This is a genomic window from Bradyrhizobium sp. S69, from assembly GCF_009766005.1.
Lineage (GTDB): Bacteria > Pseudomonadota > Alphaproteobacteria > Rhizobiales > Xanthobacteraceae > Bradyrhizobium.
In genome coordinates, this window is sequence record NZ_LMUK01000051.1 from 176999 (window position 1) to 195740 (window position 18742).

General features: G+C 54.8%; 19 protein-coding genes. 12 read left to right on the top strand and 7 right to left on the bottom strand.

The annotated features are described in order from the left end of the window. The first annotated feature begins 38 nt into the window (after window positions 1-38). The 7 genes from GSQ88_RS29735 (at window position 39) to GSQ88_RS29765 (ending at window position 6934) form a co-directional block, all read left to right on the top strand. Window positions 39-443: a hypothetical protein gene (locus tag GSQ88_RS29735; protein WP_159011351.1), complete on the top strand. Its 405-nt coding sequence runs from the start codon at window positions 39-41 to the stop codon at window positions 441-443. 312 nt (window positions 444-755) lie between these two features. Then, the gene (locus GSQ88_RS29740; protein ID WP_159011352.1) at window positions 756-3767 is read left to right on the top strand and encodes a primase-helicase family protein; all 3012 of its coding nucleotides are present in this window, start codon (window positions 756-758) and stop codon (window positions 3765-3767) included. 540 nt (window positions 3768-4307) lie between these two features. Next, the gene (locus tag GSQ88_RS29745; protein ID WP_159011353.1) at window positions 4308-4625 is read left to right on the top strand and encodes a hypothetical protein; all 318 of its coding nucleotides are present in this window, start codon (window positions 4308-4310) and stop codon (window positions 4623-4625) included. Window positions 4626-4647: 22 nt separating this feature from the next. After that, a complete protein-coding gene (locus GSQ88_RS29750; RefSeq protein WP_159011354.1) occupies window positions 4648-5127 on the top strand; it encodes a hypothetical protein in 480 nt (159 codons plus the stop codon). A 526-nt stretch (window positions 5128-5653) separates the two neighbouring features. Then, a complete protein-coding gene (locus tag GSQ88_RS29755) occupies window positions 5654-5827 on the top strand; it encodes a hypothetical protein (RefSeq protein WP_159011355.1) in 174 nt (57 codons plus the stop codon). Continuing rightward, complete coding sequence (locus GSQ88_RS29760) at window positions 5811-6434, top strand: hypothetical protein (RefSeq protein ID WP_210253921.1); 624 nt, start codon at window positions 5811-5813, stop codon at window positions 6432-6434. The genes GSQ88_RS29755 and GSQ88_RS29760 overlap by 17 nt, the downstream gene beginning before the upstream one ends. Next, a complete protein-coding gene (locus tag GSQ88_RS29765) occupies window positions 6431-6934 on the top strand; it encodes a hypothetical protein (protein WP_159011357.1) in 504 nt (167 codons plus the stop codon). The genes GSQ88_RS29760 and GSQ88_RS29765 overlap by 4 nt, the downstream gene beginning before the upstream one ends. A 31-nt stretch (window positions 6935-6965) precedes the next feature. Here the strand turns inward: GSQ88_RS29765 and GSQ88_RS29770 are convergent, their stop codons facing one another. Further along, window positions 6966-7820: a hypothetical protein gene (locus GSQ88_RS29770; protein ID WP_159011358.1), complete on the bottom strand. Its 855-nt coding sequence runs from the start codon at window positions 7818-7820 to the stop codon at window positions 6966-6968. A gap of 153 nt (window positions 7821-7973) precedes the next feature. On the opposite strand from GSQ88_RS29770, the gene GSQ88_RS29775 reads away from it, so the two are divergent. Then, window positions 7974-8732, top strand: a complete 759-nt coding sequence (locus GSQ88_RS29775; protein ID WP_159011359.1) for a hypothetical protein — start codon at window positions 7974-7976, stop codon at window positions 8730-8732. A 10-nt stretch (window positions 8733-8742) separates the two neighbouring features. Here GSQ88_RS29775 and GSQ88_RS29780 read toward each other — a convergent pair whose 3' ends face one another. After that, window positions 8743-9174 carry a hypothetical protein gene (locus GSQ88_RS29780; protein ID WP_159011360.1) on the bottom strand — a complete coding sequence of 144 codons (432 nt, stop codon included), beginning with the start codon at window positions 9172-9174 and terminating at the stop codon, window positions 8743-8745. 140 nt (window positions 9175-9314) lie between these two features. Between GSQ88_RS29780 and GSQ88_RS29785 the strand changes: the two genes are divergently transcribed. From GSQ88_RS29785 to GSQ88_RS29795, 3 genes are read left to right on the top strand one after another with little or no spacing between them, the layout of a single operon-like run. Further along, complete coding sequence (locus GSQ88_RS29785; protein WP_159011361.1) at window positions 9315-9908, top strand: hypothetical protein; 594 nt, start codon at window positions 9315-9317, stop codon at window positions 9906-9908. Further along, window positions 9898-10257: a KTSC domain-containing protein gene (locus tag GSQ88_RS29790; RefSeq protein ID WP_159011488.1), complete on the top strand. Its 360-nt coding sequence runs from the start codon at window positions 9898-9900 to the stop codon at window positions 10255-10257. Before GSQ88_RS29785 ends, GSQ88_RS29790 begins: the two co-directional genes overlap by 11 nt. Window positions 10258-10308: 51 nt before the next feature. Then, a complete protein-coding gene (locus GSQ88_RS29795; RefSeq protein ID WP_159011362.1) occupies window positions 10309-10572 on the top strand; it encodes a hypothetical protein in 264 nt (87 codons plus the stop codon). Window positions 10573-10585: 13 nt separating this feature from the next. Here the strand turns inward: GSQ88_RS29795 and GSQ88_RS29800 are convergent, their stop codons facing one another. The 3 genes from GSQ88_RS29800 to GSQ88_RS29810 all read right to left on the bottom strand — a co-directional run bounded on the left by GSQ88_RS29800 (window position 10586) and on the right by GSQ88_RS29810 (window position 12628). Then, complete coding sequence (locus GSQ88_RS29800; RefSeq protein WP_159011363.1) at window positions 10586-11104, bottom strand: hypothetical protein; 519 nt, start codon at window positions 11102-11104, stop codon at window positions 10586-10588. Between the two features lie 2 nt (window positions 11105-11106). Then, window positions 11107-11433: a GrlR family regulatory protein gene (locus GSQ88_RS29805; protein ID WP_159011365.1), complete on the bottom strand. Its 327-nt coding sequence runs from the start codon at window positions 11431-11433 to the stop codon at window positions 11107-11109. Between the two features lie 181 nt (window positions 11434-11614). Then, on the bottom strand, window positions 11615-12628 hold the full coding sequence (locus GSQ88_RS29810) for a DUF2971 domain-containing protein (RefSeq protein ID WP_159011367.1): 1014 nt from the start codon (window positions 12626-12628) through the stop codon (window positions 11615-11617). Window positions 12629-13957: 1329 nt separating this feature from the next. On the opposite strand from GSQ88_RS29810, the gene GSQ88_RS29815 reads away from it, so the two are divergent. Beyond that, window positions 13958-15100 (top strand): hypothetical protein, encoded by a 1143-nt coding sequence (locus GSQ88_RS29815; protein WP_159011368.1) that lies wholly within the window; start codon window positions 13958-13960, stop codon window positions 15098-15100. A gap of 762 nt (window positions 15101-15862) precedes the next feature. Here GSQ88_RS29815 and GSQ88_RS29820 read toward each other — a convergent pair. Beyond that, window positions 15863-16894 (bottom strand): MAE_28990/MAE_18760 family HEPN-like nuclease, encoded by a 1032-nt coding sequence (locus GSQ88_RS29820; RefSeq protein ID WP_159011370.1) that lies wholly within the window; start codon window positions 16892-16894, stop codon window positions 15863-15865. After that, a complete protein-coding gene (locus tag GSQ88_RS29825) occupies window positions 16894-18078 on the bottom strand; it encodes a DUF262 domain-containing protein (protein ID WP_159011371.1) in 1185 nt (394 codons plus the stop codon). Before GSQ88_RS29825 ends, GSQ88_RS29820 begins: the two co-directional genes overlap by 1 nt. Window positions 18079-18742: the final 664 nt, after the last annotated feature.

Genomic DNA, 18742 nt, shown 5'->3' on the forward strand with positions numbered 1-18742 from the left:
CTGGCTGTGCATCACTTCCCCCAGAAGCTGAGAAGAAGGTGCGAGATCGAATCACGAACATCCTCGAACGCCATGGCATGCCAGAACGATTGGAATTGCTACAGGCCCTCGTCGATGAAATCTCCTGGGCCTTCGCGGGCGCCGCACATCAGCTAAGGCGTGAAGGCCGCGGTCGTCCAGTTGACGGTGCCGAAAAACTTTTGGCCGTGCGAATTCCCCAAGTTTTGAAGGATCGCGGAGTTCAAGGCAATTGGCTCCAAGGGGACAACGGCGAGATCGGGATAGTTTCCGAAATCGAAGCCGTCGCCCTAGGTGCCCTTCGGCAGTCGCGGGACCAAGAACGACAAACAATGTCCCGTCCTGCCCGCACAAGCGACGCACGGAAATTGTTAGGGAAAGTGTACCGCAACGATCCGCTGCCCAAATTCGACCAAAATAATTAACGTAACAACGCGGGTTTCTAGAGCGTGCTGTAAGCATCGTGGAGGTGATCCATGATGATCGGCACAAACTCTCATATGCATTGCAGAGGAGCACGGCCAAGGTTGGCCCCTCGCTCTCTTGAGGAAATCTATAGTCTTCCCGCAAATGCGCTGCTTACGCCGGCAGAGGCGGCGCTTGTCACCCGGCTGACCGAGTCAGCGCTTTCCGTGAGGCGCTCGAAAGGTCAATGGCCACCTTTTGTGAAGTTCGGACGTCTGGTTCGCTACGGCCTGGGAGACTTGCTGACGCCACCGAAAACAGGTGCGTAAGCGATGAGCGATCAGGTCGTACCCGCGAGCGCTACCGCGCAGCCCAGGGAATTTACCGCCACAGTAACTACTAACCCCGAAGCCGGCGCGAAGCCGACAGCTGCAGTAGAGACCATCGAGATGGCGGCGGATGGTGGCGCCGCAGGAACAATCGGCCCTGAGGCCAGCATGGTGCCCGCCACAGCAAGTGGCGGCGCCGGAATTACCGCCACGGTAACAAGCAGTTTTACCGAACCGGCTCAAGTTAGCCTCGCGACAGCCGCTGAAAAAAACCGAAAGTTTCTCGAACAAGTAGTTGTCTGGCCGGGGGCAAAGGATACTCCCGGCTGGATCAACCTGCATACGCATCTGAAGAATAACGACCCGGCCAAGAATGGTGGCAAGCCATTCGTTGTCGGTTGGCCGTTCAAGACGCCGCCGGATTTGATCGCTCGCGCGCAGTGGCTGCACCAGACCGACGCATTCTTCGACGCGTGGTACTGCACCTCGCAGCAGAGCGAATGCACCACCAACTCCAGCGGAAAGCCCAAGGCGATCCGCCTTCACAAGAACGCGACGTGGCTTAAGGCCATCTGGGTCGACGTCGATGTCGGCAACAAGATCGACCCCGCCACCGGGAAGCCCGAGACCAAGCACTACGACACCCCTGCCGAGGCTTGGGCGGCCGTCAGTGCGTTTCGGAAGAAGGTGGGCCTTCCAGCCCCAAGCGCCGTGGTGAACTCTGGAGGGGGCCTGCACGTCTACTGGATCGCGTCCCAGCCGCTCACGCCGGCCAAGTGGCGCCCCTATGCCGAGGGGCTGAAGGCGCTCCTGCTTCAAGAGGGTGTGAAGTGTGACGCCGGCCTGACGACGGACGACGTGCGCATTCTTCGAGTGCCGGGCACGATGAACCACAAGTATGATCCGCCTCGTCCTGTTGTCCTGCTGCATCTCGGTAAGATGTATGACTTCGGGACCCACTTGCTGTTCCTGACGGGCCATAGAATGACGTTGGCGGCGGCTGCGCAGCCCGCCCAACGAGACGTAATGGAGCCCGCCGACTGGAGCGCACCAGACCCAGCCTTCGCAGAGCTAAACCCATCCGACGCGTTGGCGGCCGGCATGACGCCGGCCGGCGCGTTCCTGATCGACCCAACTCCAGTGTTCGAGCAATGCGGCTTCCTGCGAGACGCGCGCGACACAGGCGGCAAGGACTTTGATAATCCCCTGTGGAATATCTCCGTGCTCTGCACGGCTTTCATGGAGGACGGCAACGCGCTCGCTCACGAAATATCTCGACATCATCCGACCTATGTCGCTACCGACACACAAGCGCTCTTCGATCGGAAAATGGCTGACCGTGCTGACCGAGGAGTTGGATATCCAAGCTGCGCAACCATTGCCGGCCTAGGCAGCAAATCATGCGCGTTATGCCCGCTCTTCTCTAAAGGGAAGTCACCGCTCAATATCAGGCGAGTTTTTACCGCCACGGTAACCGCGGACGTTCTTCACCCAAACGCCGAGTTGAAGAGAATGTTTCATGATGAGCCCCTTAGCGATGTTTTAGTTGCCATGAATAAAATCTTCGCAGTGGTCAAATACGGGGATCAGATCCTCATCGCCAACATTATCGCAAAGCACGTCGAATTCTTCGGTGAACCTGAATTTCACAAGATGATGGCAAATCTGACGATCCCCACAACGAACGGGGGAACAACGACGCTTAGCCGCGTTTGGTTCAGGTGGCCCGATCGTCGACAATATATAGGAAAGGGTGTCGTGTTTGAGCCCGGCGGCCCTCTGGATGTCAGAGACGACATGCTCAACATATTTCGCGGGCTGGCAATCGATCCCACGCCAGGAGACTGGTCGTTAATGAAGGCTCACATTCTTAATGTCCTTTGCTCCGGCCAAGAGAATCTGTTCGAATACTTGCTTAAATGGATGGCCTGGGGCGTGCAGAGACTGGATGAACAAATCGGAGTGGCGGTCGCGCTCCTTGGAGATCAGGGCGCCGGCAAGGGCATCTTCGTGCGCACTTACGGAAGCTTCTTTGGCGATCATTTTGCGCACGTCGCCAATGGCGACCAACTAATCGGCCGCTTCAACGCAACGATAGGAAAGTCTTGCCTTGTCTTCCTGGATGAGGCGGTCTGGGCCGGCGACAAAAAAGGTGAAGCAGTATTGAAGGCCCTCATTACGGAGCCCAGTCTTCAGCTTGAAGCGAAATTTCGGGATCCTATCAAGGTCATCAACAGGCTTCGTATCATAATAGCGTCAAACAACGAATGGGCTGTCCCCACGGGTATCGGCGACCGGCGTTGGGTTATCCTCAATGTCGCTAATGACTACGCTGGAACATCGCACGCAGCATACTTCGATGCGCTAGGCTCTGAGATCGCCAACGGCGGCGCGGCCGCGATGCTTCACGATTTGCTCAACACGGACCTGAGCACCTTCAACGTCCGAGCAATACCACGCACTGCGGCAAAAGCTCAGCAGCAAGCCTTGTCATTGCCCTCGATTGAATCTTGGCTGTTTCAGGTTCTCCAGGAAGGTGCCATGGAACAACGCAACCCACTGGTCAGGGAAGAGTGGCAGAGGGATGGGTTCATCGTGAGCAAAGACCTTGCCTATTCTGCCTACGAAGAATTTAGCAACAGGCGGCGCGAGTTTCGCCCAGCTACAAAATCTATGTGGGCGAAGCGGCTCTTCACTCTCTTGGGAAGCTGCATGAGTCAGGCTCGACCAGGCGGCGAAGGTACCAGAAGGCGGTCCTTCCAATTTAATTCGCTCGACGATTGTCGGCGGGAATTTGCCGCGAAGATCGGTGCTGATTTCGAGTGGGATCCTGAGGAGGTTGTCCAAGGTGTTGAGCAGGAGCCTGCTCCGCCTCAGACAATTTCATCAAAACCCAAAGCAGCACAATGCTCCGAGCCGGTAATACAATCGCTCTTTACTCACCCTTCAAACGTCGCAGCGATAGCCAAGGACGTCAGTTTGGCTGAGCGCTTCGTTGTAAAGGGTAACCTCTGAACCCCGTGGCCGTCACGCGGTGCGTCCAGGGCTCTCTTGCCGGTCCGGTGGCGTTTCCAATGCCCGGGCCAGCTCAACGACTGCGATTGTTGCTTCGGTCCATCATGTCCAGCGTGGCCGCCGCTTTTCTTGCAAGCCTCCTGCGTTTGAGCAGGCTGCGGCATTTTTAAGGGAAAGAGACCCATTTTTGGCAATGCTGACTGGTTGGACAACTTGGACAGGATGGACCGGCATCGGATTTGTCGACATCTTCTTGCGTCCAACCGAGAGCGGTAGGATGGCCAAGCCGGCCTTGATGCCTCGCCGGTTGCAGCAACGCGCGTCAGCGCGACGATGTCACGTCCCCAGTCGCCGCCTAATCAGACGCCCTCTCCAGGCGCTCAGGGACGAATCGTATTGAGGCAGATGAACGGAGCGGCGGCTGCGTTTCGTCAATCACAATCGAGTGAATATTTGCCACTCCATTACGAAATCGCATCAAGGTCGAGCGTACAAGTACATGTGGCGGATGTTGTAGGCCGTCGGCTACCGGAATTAGAGATGATCATGTCGTTTTTAGAAAAATTGGCTCAAGCCCGCGCCGAATTGGAAGCGCGTCAAAAAGACCCTTGGCACACGAAGGTCGAAGCCGCCGTGTGCGGCAAGGACGCGATCAGCACTGCCGCCTTGCTCGATCTCCTGCGGCAGCCCGCGACTACAGGTACCGCGCGGCGTCTGGCCACGATCATGCGAAGTCTCAATTTCGTTCCAATCAAATCGCGGCGTCTCATGCCGGGAGGCCGTTGCGGCAACACGGTCACGCGCGGCTGGGCACGCCCTGTCCGGCAGACCAAAGGTCTCGGCCTCAGGGCGAGCTGATACGGCGCGAACGGAGCACACAATGTCGAAGCCACATCCAGATGTAACCCCAAAGCTAATTGAACGCTTCTTGGCTCGCGAAGAGACAGCCCTCCCGGATATCTATCTTCCGATGGCGGATGGAGCTGTCCTAGCAGGTGAGGATCTCCCCGGGGCGGATAGTTGCAGCCTCGCATCTGACGATAAATATGCGTGGGCCCGTACATGTGACGACAACGCATTTCAGCGCTGGACGCAAAGGGGAGAGCTGATTGAAGTCGTCAAGTTCGGAGAATACTGGTTCATCAATCTTAGCGACGGCCCTTTTCCTGAAGAAAAATATCAAGCTTTGGTCTTTGCCTTTGATCGACTTCCTATCTGCACCGGCTCCGCGGCACAGGCGATGCAACTAGCCGAACATTGCTATCCCGATCCCCGCCCGCCGGTGGCGGGTTGTTGGGCGGACATACGGGTGCTCCTGCGATCTGGCAATCAGATGGTATATCGCAAGGTGCAAAGGTAGAACGGCTTCCTCGCGTCAAGCTTTGAATCAGACTGTCCGCCCTCCGCCAGCAGCAGCCGCTAGCGGGGCCGACGATCGAACCGTGAAGCGGACCCCGGACGGCGAATTTTGGATTCGCATTGAGCCCGTGACTTTTAATCATGGGGTCGTGGGTTCGAGTCCCACCGCGCTCACCAAGAAAACCCACTGCCGCAGGGTTTTTTTGAATCCCACTACCCAAGGCACTACCCGGAAAACTCATTTGGGTAGTGTATGGGTAGTTGGTTGCGGGAGACCCGGCCGGAAAATAATGAGAAAGGCCAGCTTGGGCGCCTCGGTCGCTGTCGGCCCGATTCCGCGACCGCCCTGCCCTCACTACCCAACACCGTTTGGGTAGTTGCGGCACCACTCCCAGCGCGCCCCGCTGGTGCCCGCAATTCTCCGACCACCATGGCACCACCGGTCGCCGCGCCAGCTCGCGGGCGGCGCCGGGATGTCCCGGTGATGCCCCTTGACGGCCAGCCCACATCGGCCCAACCCGGCGCCCATGACCATCCTAGAAACCGTCACCGAGCACCGTTGCGAGGCGCTGACGATCAGCGACATCCCGCCGTATCGCTGCACCACCAGCGCCACCGCCGACCGGCGTGGCCGGGCAGTCTGTGCCAGCCATGCCCGTGCCCTGCGCATCCGCTGGTTTGATGATGGCGCTGATGAGTGAATCCGGCGCCGAATACATCTTGGCCCACGCCCACCGGCTGGTCACGGTGGCGACCCGATGCGCGTTCTCATTCGGATCGGCAGATGGATTGAACGACCTGTTGTTGATGCAGGATGACCCGCAAGGCGAATGGCGGCAACCTGTCGCGGTCCTGCATCGCGACGCGGTTATGATGGCGGTATTGCAGGTGTCGAGTTTGCTCGACCGCAATGATCGGATGCTGAGCCTTCAGGCGGTTCATCGATTCTTGAAGGACGCCAGCGTGGTAGCGGCACTTTTGCAGACGCTGGAAGATCGACGCGGACCAGATATTTTCGAACCGTCGCGAACCGAGCTGATCGAAGAGTTCCGGAAAATCTACGGCAAGATTGACTGGAAGATTCACGGTCGACTTAAACATCTGCGTAACCGAGGAATTGCGCACCTCACGGTCGAAGAGATGATGAAGTCGGTCACTTTTGCTGAACTTCGGACCTTTGTTGGGATCGTGTCCGGACTGACGGCTACCCTGCAACATCTCTGCCAGACCGATACGGCATTTAGGATCGACATTTCGGATGAATACCGACGGATGGCGCGCGAGACAATGAGGCGGGCCAACCCATGACGACGGATTTCCTGATCGGTCTGGCAAAAGCCGTCGCCTATCTCCCCGGTGTATTCGCGGCGACGTTCTTGATCTGGGATCGGTACGTCAAACATAGGCCGATGGCGATCATTGTGGCACGGCCGTTGATGGACGGGAGTGTGCAGATCGTGCCGTTCTTGTTCTTCAAAAATGCAAGCGATCGGCCTATTCTGGTTTCATGGGACAATGACCGGACAAAGTTGCGCGTCGGGAAGGACCAGTCGGCTCACGCCATCCTGCGCAGTTTGGGGGATGAGCAGACCGTGGTTTCGCTGGGACCAGAAGCTGAGGCTTATTTGCCGGTATTTAAGCCCAACACCTATGACTTGATTGACCCCCACAACAGAATGGAGCTTGAGCTTAAATGGCGATTTGCTCAGCCCCGTTTTTGGATTGCTGAAAGACGTCTCAGAATCTCGCTTCGCAAACGCGATTTAGAGGAAATGATCGACGGATTTATGGACGGCTCGCAGAGGTGATCGCGGTCACTGCGTCGCACGACTGGCCGTTTTACCACTCCAACTGTTCCCAGCGGGCCTTATCAAGCGTCCCGTCCGCTAAGATGAAATGTGCGGGGCGCGCGCGAATTATTTCGAGGCCAGCGATAGCCTCGTTTGGATCGTCGCTTGTGCTTGGCCCCTGAAAGATCACACCGCCCAACATCCATGAGCGTAACCCGCGATGCTGTACCACGGTGATCATCGGCGCACCGCTTATTCCGCGAAAGTCAAAATTTTCTGGCATAATTCCGTCGCCGAAAACCGGCACGAGACCTTGTCGCTCGATCTGCGATGAAATTACTTTTTCATTCACCTGCGTGGCGATACCAGAACCGCATACAGCACCGAACGTGATAAACTCCGGAGTTTGGCGTGTCCCGACTCCCGGATATCCGCTATAGTAAATGCCGCCGTTCTGCATCGGTAGGCTTGGCGGCCACGTTCTCTGGTAGCCTCCGCACACTTCTTTTCCGATACCTCTCACCTCTTGTTCAGTCACCGAAAAGGTTGCGATATCGATACCCGGATGAGAGTCGATCATGCGCGCATCCAAATCGAGCTGGATGCCCATACCGTTTGTCGTAAGTGTGAGCGGTCCCTTGCGAGCATCCGACGCCCGATAGCCGTCAACGACATGGTACGCGGTTACACCGATGACCCGCTCGCCGGTATTTAAGAAGAACGCGGTGCCGTTGCGCGGGACTATTGTGCCGTAGCCATCATATTCGCGCCATGCCAGCGGCACACAGAATGAGGTGACCAAGCGCAGCTCATATTCTCCCAAGCCGCCCGCCATGATGGCTTTGGCTTCCTCAATGGAAAGCTGCTCATCGATCGGAATTTGCGTCTGTGTCTGGTCACTCATGATCCTGTTATAGCGCCAAAACAAGCGAGAAGGGAGCCGCCCGCTTGTCCAAATCGCACTGAGCTGGCGCGCGGCGGCGATGATGATGACACATGATACCCAAGGGCCGGTCCGTGGTATGCTCGGCGGAACGCAGGAGCGAGTAACGAATCGATGACCGAGAACCTTTTCACTCGCTTTAGCGACAGGTCGGTTCGCGTTGGGCAGGTATGGATACCGGGCAAACAGGTCGAGCAGACCCTCGCGCGCTACGCAAAATTGTTGTTCTGCTTGAATCATTCTGTTGATCATCCTTATTCCCTCATGGGCAGCGCGACTGCGATCCGTTGGAAAGATCGGTGCCTACTATTTTGCTGCCAGCATCAGATTTTGCAGTACGCCCCGGACGATGTCGTCATACCGACAGACAAATCAGGTGAGATTTTAATTTCGGGATCGGCGCTGATTTGGAGAGAGCCTGACAGTACCAGCCTTGGCGAGGAATTTCTCGACATCCGAGCGATGAGGTTCATTCCTACTAATTATGGCGTGGCAAATCTGGAGGCCGGCTTTTTCGATCTGTCCGCCTCAGATTGCTGGAAGCGCGAAACCGATGCCACGTTTTTTCTTTTTGGCTACCCGACCAGCCTCCGCAGGGTCGATTACGACAAGCCCAGCATTGATGTGCAACAGGTCGTGACAAGCGCGAAATATGTTGGACCAAGCAACGCTGAGGGAGTTCATCGAATAGAGATGCACCGCACGAAAGGCTTTTCATCAGACGGACTGAGCGGTGGTCCAGTGTTTCATCTTGCAGAGGATGCCAATGGGTTTTTCGTCGGGTTTTCAGGCGTAATGCTACGAGGCAGCGACACCTCTGATATCATTCACTTGATCGAGGCTGGCCAGATTTTAAAATTCTTCAATGGATGACAATTCTTGCTCACCGCCGCTCATCATCATCCGGATGTACCCATTTATAGGGCGCGATCTCGCGCTGTTGCGTGAGCTTGACCATATGCACGCGTGGCGAATAGCGTGGCGTCCGGCACGACCGGCATTTCAGCGCCGCCTCTAGTTTCCAGATCGGCGTATCGCGTGGTCGCCGGACATGTTCAAGCGGAATGCTGGCCTCGGTTTCGCAGCGATGGCATTTGACTTGTAGCCAGCTATAGCCGCCGTTGAGACATTGCGCGATCGTTGGCGACGGCTGCGCCGGTCCCCCATGGGCTTCCATCTGGATCGACCATAGCTCGGCCGCTGCCCGGTCGGCTTCACTGACGGCCTTCCGCGCGGCTTCCTGCGCTCCCTCGGCGCGAATCCTGGCCCCTATGATCCGGCCGCCGTAGATGACTTCTCGCGATTTCGTGCTCATGGCGGCCATTACAGCGACCTTGGCGCGGCTGTGCAATGGCACTAGGGTTTGCGGTACGGTAGCGCTTGGCGACCCCACAGGTACGGGCTGTGTGCTTGGCGAGACGGCTGCTTGGGTCTTGGTGTTCGCGGGGGAACCTTATGAGATCGGGACTTGGCAGCGTTGGTGCGTTTCTCTTGATGGGACTGGCAACGATAAACGGGAGTGCTGCTCAGAGTGCCAAAGTCCCAGCAAGGGACGACGTGTTCAATTTTGCAGGCACACAACAGTCTGAATACACGGCGGACCTTCGAGAAAAATTTATCGGGTCACTCGTGACTTATTGTCAGGCAGTTTTCGAGTCACTTCCAACGAACACGCCCGCAGAAGACGCTTGGGTCGTTTCCGAGGAAAACACCAGAGACGCGGCAAAAATACAACGCCTCTGGAAATCCAAGGAGTATAGCCGGAGCTACTTGAAAGCGATTTTTTCACAATGCAAAGATACGACGGCTATGCTGATTGAGCTGATCCAGTATTTTTCGAAAAAGCCAAATTCATCCGAGCAGCTTTCGCGTCTTGAGGCAAATGGGCTCATCAAACTCGCTCTCAATTTCGATGTCTTTCTTGACGACTATTCGTCCAACATCGAAATAACTAAAGACGTGCGATCATCATTCGATGAATTCCGTCTTCACGTCATTCGCATTTGCCTGTTACGAGCGGCACGGAGCTCACTTGACGATGTTCATTAATCGAATATGCGCGACAGCGGCGGCGGCGATCATTGTCCTCTTGTTCTGCGCCAACGCCCGCGCCGAATCAGTTGATGTAAAATATCGCGGCCCTGTCGATCTCAAAACATTTGAGTGTCGTGACATCAACCGAAGTAGCTTCATCCAGCGCGTTTGTTACGACAAAGCGCAGAGCTATATGATTATAAACTTGAAGGGCACTTATTATCACTATTGCGAATTGTCGCCCACGACGTTTGACTCCTTAATGGACGCGCCATCTATGGGCCAGTTCTATAATCAAAACATCAAAGGGTCTGGCTCGGATGGTCCGTATGATTGTCGAACGCATCGTGTGCCGCCCTATTAGGAAATTTTCGCCGCCACCGCGAAGGCCCTGAACATTGGGACATAGACCTGAATGCAATTCGCCACTATCCGACCCTATGCCGACCCGGAAGCCGCCGCGCGCAAGCTGATCGAGATCGCCAATTCGGTCGAGGCCGTGCAGGATGGCCGAATCTTTATTGAGCTGATCAACGGGCCGCTGTTATTCGAGCATAAGGCTACGCCAGCGGAGTATAGCGCCGGGCTAAAGCTTGCGATCGAACGCGGCTGGCTGGTCATGCACGAGAGCGGGACTTTCGTGAAGTTCACGCAGGCGGGCGCCGAGCTGTTCGCGTGAACTACGTCACACCTTACGAAGGCCACCCCGGCCTATCATAGAGCACCAGACAGAAATTTGCAAAAAGTAGACTGAGCGCAAAAAGTGAAGTCAGTAAGCAGTACGCGATAACAAACAAAGCAACATTGCTGCTCCGCAGTGCTTCTTCGGCTTCAACTTTGTCGAGTCGGTTATATTCGATGAAAAATTCGGTAAGAGTCCGATTTGGAGAAAGCAAATATCTAACGAATGTGAAGTGCTTTATCTGCATCGCAATTTTGTAAACCTGATACAGCACGAAGCCGACGAGAGACATTCCAAGGCAAAATGCTACCATAATATTGGCACGAGGTGGCAATTGTGACTTCGTATAACTCCAAAGCGTGAACGCGCCAGCGTACCCGCCTAACATTACCAGATTGGTGTAGGCTGTTGCCTTGTCATACAACTTCGACTGAATATCGACTATGGTCCGACGATATTCATCTGCTAATTTTCTTTGTTCCTCGTTTTGTTGATCTGGCGCTACGCCGCCCTTATCCAAATCACTCATTATCAGTCAGCGATGCGGGAAAGTTTGGCGGTGAATTTCAAGCCCGGTGCTTCAACTGCCGTTCCTTGCATCAATCCGCTGTTGCCATTCGACTGCCCTTTGAGAGCGATGTGAACTCGATCCTTGCCGAAGACAGAAACAATGCCGGGATATTGCGTGTGTCGATCTGTAACTACCTCAGCGATAAATTCGTTTCCATGTTGTGCGAAAGTGCCAACATAGAATAGGCCAGCGTCCCCGCCGTGCAGTCTTCCGCCCTGCAAAAAGACTACGCCAGCCCCAAAACCCATCGGAGTGTGAAATTCTACCTTGTACAGGCCGTCATCCATTTTGCGCTCCTCTCGTTAACGTCGAACGCTTTTACGCCAGTGCGCTATAAATATCCACGGCGCCAAACCGCCGTCACGTGACGGCGGCGGCAGCGATTGGCCCCGCATGGGGTTAGCCTGAGTGCCAAAGCGCTCATGTCCCGCGCGCGGGAAACGTGCCAAGGTTTACAAGATTGTGCCGTTAGCTGCGGATCGGAATAAGTGATGCGAATATTTTGTTTCCAGCATCGGTTACGCCGGACGCGGTGAGTGTTTCTTTGAATGCCTCGTACATCGCTAGCGGATACGGCGAAGGGCCGATAATCAAGCGATCAAACATCGCGGCTAAATCCAGCTCGGCGAGCACTGGCGATACGGCGCCATCAAGCGGAATTTTGTAGACAATTTGCGGGACGCCACCGACGACTTCCGTCGAATGATCAACGAATTGGGAAGGCAATCGCTGAGGTGAATAGATAGCTCTCCACTCCCGCTCTTCGTGGAAACCCTCATGTTTCAGGCAGGTGACACCCGCGACAAGCATCGTAAAAACATAATTGACAATCATCTGTCGATCAATTCCACGTAAAAATTCGGCGGACGTTTGAAAGTTCTTGATGCTTTCGTCGATAACGCCGTGAGTTTCCGCTTCGGTGAGATAGGCGACGGGACTGAACATCAAACCTAGAGCGATTGCGGCACTCGAAAAATTCGGAACACGGAAAACTAGTCCGACCCGAGCTGATGAGGCGTTACCGAAGGCACGCCACATCGATAAGCGTCCGTGGAAATCTTCCGACGTTCTGTGCTCAGAGATCGATGCGATATAGGTGTTGTCACGGATGTTGTTCCACCAGCCATTAAATAGGTTGATAGCTTCCATGGCTGCACCGGGAGCAGACTGATCCAGCGCTGTTGTAAAGGCGTCCAGACGCGGCTTGTCGGAAAAGAATTTTGTCAGAATGGCGAAACCATGTTGGACCTCAAGGTAATCCGCCATGCACGTCGCGTTGCGCATCCACAGCCGCTTCGTCTTGATAATATTGAGTGCATTTTCGGCCGATGTGTAATGGACAAATCGCGGGTCAGAACCGTCAGCTTCATTTGCAAAAATGGCGTCCCGCTGCCTCCGCGCGTGGGGCATGAAGATACCCTCTAGACGCTTCAAGAGTTCGATTTGTTCTGGGGGCAAACCGGGAATTGGTGGCGTATTCATGAAATGGCTTTCAAAACTCTAGGACGAGCGAACGCAACCATGCACCATGTTAGGTAGTATTGTCGAGACCGAGCGCTGTCGTTCACTGCGCCCGATCGCATGCCGGGTGCGGCAACGGTCCCTCATGATCCTCAAGCCATGCCCGATCGCGCATGTCGACATAGCCGCCGCAGAGCGGGCATTTCCGGAAGTGCTCGGCTTCGCTTAAAGGGCGTCCGGTGACTTGCCTACCGATGACGGTGCCGCGCGGAAATTGATCTTCGATGCTCGCGATTTTCATATGGTCACCTCAAAAAAATCAGGCCCCGGAATTACTTCCGCGGCCACCTATACGGCGCGCGGTTTACATCCGACCGTGCTGCCATCTCGATTTATATGGTGACTGCCGTTGTTGCTGCCATCGTTAGCGACCTTACTCTGCGGCTTCGTCGACAGACCCAGCCCCTGCCGGGCCGGTATAGCCGCATCGGAAACACTCAAATATCTTTCCGCCGGGCTCTGCTGCCATCATCCGCATCTGGCAACTCGGACAGTGCGGGCGACGATCGTCGAACGTCTCTTGCTTCGATAACTTGGCCAAGGTTTTGACTCCATGGATCAAGGCGGGAGCAGAACACTCTCAGTCACCGATAACGGCCGGGACGCGCGGTGATGATACAACCTATAGTACGCCCAGCTAAAATCGCTGTTCAATATTGCTCACTTTCCAGATTCAGCCGCGCGGCCAGCGCCATGCCTCAAAGCCAAACCCTCGCGCCGCTCATCCTGCGGTGCAGCGCCGGCCGTCAGCGCGTTGGCGCGCTGGACGTGAGACATTGGGCCTGTCAGATTAGAGGGCCGTTAGCGGGGCATCGCTGGTGACGACATGAAGGGGTTTGGATGAAAACACGGGTCTCAAATCCGAATGAGCAGAGATGTCCAGCTTGCGACGGCACGGGCGTCCTAGCGGCCGTTCAACCCGTGCAGCCCGATCGCAGAGTCTATCCGCCGCCGTGCAGGGAATGCGATGGCAAGGGACGGATACCGAAAGCGGATTAGTGAGGCGGTCTGAAACGCACAACGCCACCGAGCGGAATATGATCGATCGGTGGCGTTGGTTTAGGTGCCGAGCCCTCAAAATCTCCCGGCAGATCATGCCAAGCCGCCGGATGTTCGGGACCAAGTCTCCAAAAAAGCCAAGGCACTTTGCTGTCGGGCTCTCCTCACCGCCGATTGCGTTCATCAGGTTACCGGGGGCAGTCCCGCCGGCATGAGCCTGCAACTTGGGGTAGACAATCTAGGAGAATTCGTGGTTAACTTTCGCTCGGGCGCAAGGTTGGGGGTGACGGGATGCGGATTTCGTTTCATCGAACGTCGCTGATATCGATAGCTTCGACTGCTCTAGTGGGCTGCGCCAGCACCCAGATAAATTACAACACGCTGGACATTGCGAGTACTTATGACCAATTGATTACCAAGCAGGTTACGTACAACATACGAAAATCTATCGAAAGCAGGTACGGCCTCCCCGCCTTTGTCAAGGTAACTGCGGCCACCGCGACCACGCAAGCTTCCGTTACGCCGACAGCCAGCATTCCGCTTTCGACCGGCATAACGAACACAATTCAAACGGGGGCGACGGGACTCCTTAGTGGAGGTTCTCGTGCGACGGCTCGAGCGGCGCCGGGATTAGGCGTCTCAGCAACTGACCAGTGGGTCCAAACATATACACTCACGCCTGTCGTTGATACTGACCAGCTTCGACGCCTGCGTGCTCTATACCAGTATGTTACGCGACAGCTCACGAGCGATGCCGAATTCGAAAGTGACTACCCCCTTATCGAGACCGGCTCATCATCGGCAGGCGGCGGAGCCGGAGGAACGAAGACCACAGTTAGCGCGAGCGTCGATGGCAAACCTGTCACGGTAACAGTGGATACCACCCCGCAAAAGTCCAATGAGAGCAAGACTATCTACGTTCGCCGACAGTTTATTACTGACCTCAATGGCAATTTTAAAGGATATGGCTGGAAAGAAGCAACTCCGGACCTAACTTTTGTCAAGCCACCAGGCTGTATTTTGTGTGATTACGGTAATGGGTTGTCTCAGGATGACTATGACTCCATCGATTATACGAATGAGAAGCTGTACAAAAAATTATTCGATGAAAAGAAAAAACGGCTGACGGTACATAAGCTCGAAAAGAACGTTGCACTGAGAAACGATTGGCTCTGCCTCTCAGGAGATGACGTTCCAGCGGACGCGATAGCGCTGCCATCGAACGGAGATGGTACCATCTACGTTAAAGGAAGGGTTGGAGACGACCCACAATTCGGCCTGAAATATTTCTACGAATTCGCGCTGTTTACGGAAGACGCGTCATCTCAGGGAACGGGATCACCGACAAGCGGTGGTCAAAGTGACGGCCGGAAAACTTCAAACGTCGAGCGTATAAGCGTTCCGGTTGCCGCAGGAACACTTCCGGCGCCTTGATCAGCGCGGCGAGATAACACCGCCTACCGTGTTGGGGATAGAAGTGGGTGGAGTTGGAGCTATTGATACGGATGAACCTTCGTTCAGCCGTTTTGAAGATGATCCGATCTTGCTACCCGGCGCCTCCTTGTGGGCAAGGCACTTTACCAGAAAGCTACTTTCGCTCTCTCCGGAAGACTCGATCTGTGCCTCATTATTGTGAAAAGCTCCCACGCAATCCTCCATGGTTCGGGCCGACGTCGGAAAAGAGTACCCGCCGACGAGCACAACAACAATCACTGTGGAGAGAGCGACTGATGACCTCTGCATAGTATGACTCCCGCGACTTCAGGTAGAGCAATTTAGCACAAAAAACTGCTCAGCCAAGCTTTAAACCGTTGGTCAGCCGGACACTCCGCGAGGCAGTCAGCATAGTCGCGGCCACGTTAGTTCGAGTGGCATGTTAACTTTGCACTTGGTTGCCACGGCGCGTGTACCGGCGATCATAGCTAAGTTGGGTAATCAAAGTGATGACATCGACCGCATCGACGAATTAAAGATCGAGCAGCGCGAGTATCGTGATCAGCGACGCTTTGAAGCTCCATAGAACTGAAGCTCAGGCACGACGAATTGAATCATCAATACGCCGCCCGCGCCATAACCGACCACGTTACTGTCGCGCCTCCAATAAGCGTAATGAACTCGCGTCGCTTCTACGACACCCAGTCTGGGGGTCTAAATTAGCATCGAGACACACTCGGCAGGTACGCAGCCGCGGTTCGGTTAGCCAAACCTGATCAGTTCGCAGCCCACCCTCGTCCTCACCCCTAAGCGCAGACCTACTTCGGTCTCTTCTACCAGCACGGCTTCTTGAACGTCGACGTCATCAAGCTGGATGCTCCTAATTTCGGCAATCATCGTAAGCCCCTTTCCGAACACATAGATCAACTCTCCGATCTTCAGTGTACTGTTGGTGACTTTTGCCACTACGATGTCGTCGTGAAAGCGCTCTGAGATTATGCCTACCACTGTGGCTTTACCGACCTCTTTAGCCCTTCGAAGCGTGTCATATTGAATGAAATCAGTGACGCTCTTACAAAGAGCTTCGAAAAAGTGTGTGAACTCGATCAGAACATCTGGGCCAAGAACTTGATCCACGTCACCATGCGCTGCCTCGTTACGATATTCCACGATTTGACGAAGTTCGCTCTCCGCGGTCTCTGACAATCGCGACTGAGCCGCGAAGAATTCCTCGACGGCACTGTGCTTCGTAACCCAGACGTCCAAACCGGCCAGACCGCACTGCGAAAACAACCGCTGCAACTCAGTCATTCGGAGATTCTGCTCCGCACGCAGCAGCGCTTCGGGTTGGATTTGATACCCAGCTTCATCCGCCATGGCTTGGTTGACGCCCGCGATGAGTTTGGAGATATCGACACCACGGTAACGCTGCTTGTCTTGTTCAACAAGAATCTGTCCAATTCCACGAGTGTATTTCGAACGGAAATCTGGGCCAAGGGCCGTTAGCGTGTACGATCCTGATAGGAATGCGAGATACTCGCGTAGCAGCTGCCAGATGAAGGACTCAAAAAGGGCATACGTCCGCGTAATAGCCGCACAGTGATCGATCACTCGCCAGTTTGTAGTATCTGCGGCATCGCCCAGAATCGCGGCAATGTCGAAGCATTTCTCGTCGCGAGCCTTACAAATGAAAGACGTTTGACCAACCTGGTTTCGAAGGTTTGCTGAGAAAGACACATGCCTGCGCACCGCGCCCAGCGCTTCAAGGTTTCGATCGAGGAGAGCGGTGTGCATCAGCCGATCGCCTTCTCGACCATCTCCGCAAATAAGCGGATTCGAGTTTCAATATCATCCTTGGTATTGCCGCGACCTGTGAAGGTACCGTTTTCATGTTCCTTGAACATCTGGATCGTGGCCGACTTTATCTCCTCGGACTTATCGCGGACTTGTTGCTCGCGATCAAGGAACGAAGACAAGCCAACCATGACGGCGTCGTAATAGGCTCTCTGGGCGCGAGATTCCCATTCGTTCTTCTCGATATTGAAGGGCCGGAAAAGCGCATCGCCATAGATATCTGCAGCTAACTTCAGTGTATCGATAAACAGCTGCTCTAGCACTGCGATGTCCGCTTCCGTGAAGGCTAGGGATTTTCGCATATATATGTCGAGGAAACCCTGCATTCCGTTCCGGTAATTGGCCACGTGCCTAAGCGCAAAAAACCGAAGAACCATCTCAGAGTCAGCCATCTGGGCAAATATTGAAATCTCTAGCAGGCCGGGAGTGTCGGTGATCTCGTTCTCTACGTAGAGCGGAATCCCCCAAGCTTTTCTGAAGGCGGGGATGCGAGACAGCCGATCAAGCATATTATTCACACGGCCGCGGTATAGTGCGTTCCTTATCTCCTGCCTTCCCAGTTCAACGCCACCTGTATTCAAGCGCTCGAATACAGTCTCCCTAAGACTTGATGCCTCCTCTTCACCGCTCGTCGACTCTTTAAGGAGCACGATGGATGTGATCGAGCGCCTATCGAGACCGGCCTTAATCTTTTCGGGCAAAGTCGAGTAAGTGCGACCGTTGATTTCAGGCCATTGCTTTAGGTCGGCAAGCTCAAACTTTCCTTCGTAAAAGTACTGCAGCGCGGTGATTCGCTGCTGACCGTCCATTACTTCGTAAGAATTGTATTCCTTTTCATACAGGAACACCGGCGGGACCGGGATGTTCATGATGAAGGATTCAATCAAAAGACTCTGTTTAGCTGCCGACCATCTCGGACGGCGTTGATAGAAGGGGCGCAAGTCCATGTAGTTGGGTTGCTTCAGTGAGGCGACGAAACCCGGAAGCTTCTCACGATTGGTCTCTATAACGATACGGCCTTCGCCGCGTGAATATCGCTCGTTGATCTCGTTGTCAGTTACGGGCGTGGCCTTTTCTTTGGGCCGCGTGGCCCATAGGTTTAGTTCAGACGGTGCGAGCACCATGATTTTCCCCCGCGGATGATTAAGGCGCGATAGCAGGTAGGGATGTCCTACCAGATCACCTTCGTGAAGCCTGTGAGCAATATTGCCTTAAAAAAATGGGATTGGTTGTATTATTGTCGCACGTCAATCTTGTTCTTGAAACCTAGACTTCCCTAGGAGGTCAGCAATGCAAAACGGAATGGCCGGGAATTCCGAAACGGAGCTTGTATATAACCTATATGGACGGAAAGGACTTTTATGCGGTTCGCCCGCAGCGCCACGGTACAGTTGGGTGGGTACCGCCAACGACCAGTTTCAGCATTGAAAAACCTAGGAAATTTGACCGCTAGGGATGTGCTTTTGTTATCAGAGTTTTGTATTTGGACAAGCCTGCAATATGCCCCCGTAGTTGCTACCGGCGACCGTTACTCAAACGGCGGCAGGTCGATAATGTCGATTGCCCGCGTCTTCTCCCGCAGTACCAAGCATCCATCGTCACGCAGTCTGATACCAAGCCGCATGGGTAAAGGTGCCATGGCTATGACCGGTGCCGGGAGAGTTGGAAGCGGATAACGAAGACCATTTCGCATCACATCGCGAATGGCTTTGTTGAGCTGATTGAAATGCCTCACCACAATCCTAGTCGCGTGCCCGGAGGTGCTTTGGCCTAGCCCTGGTGGAGAAA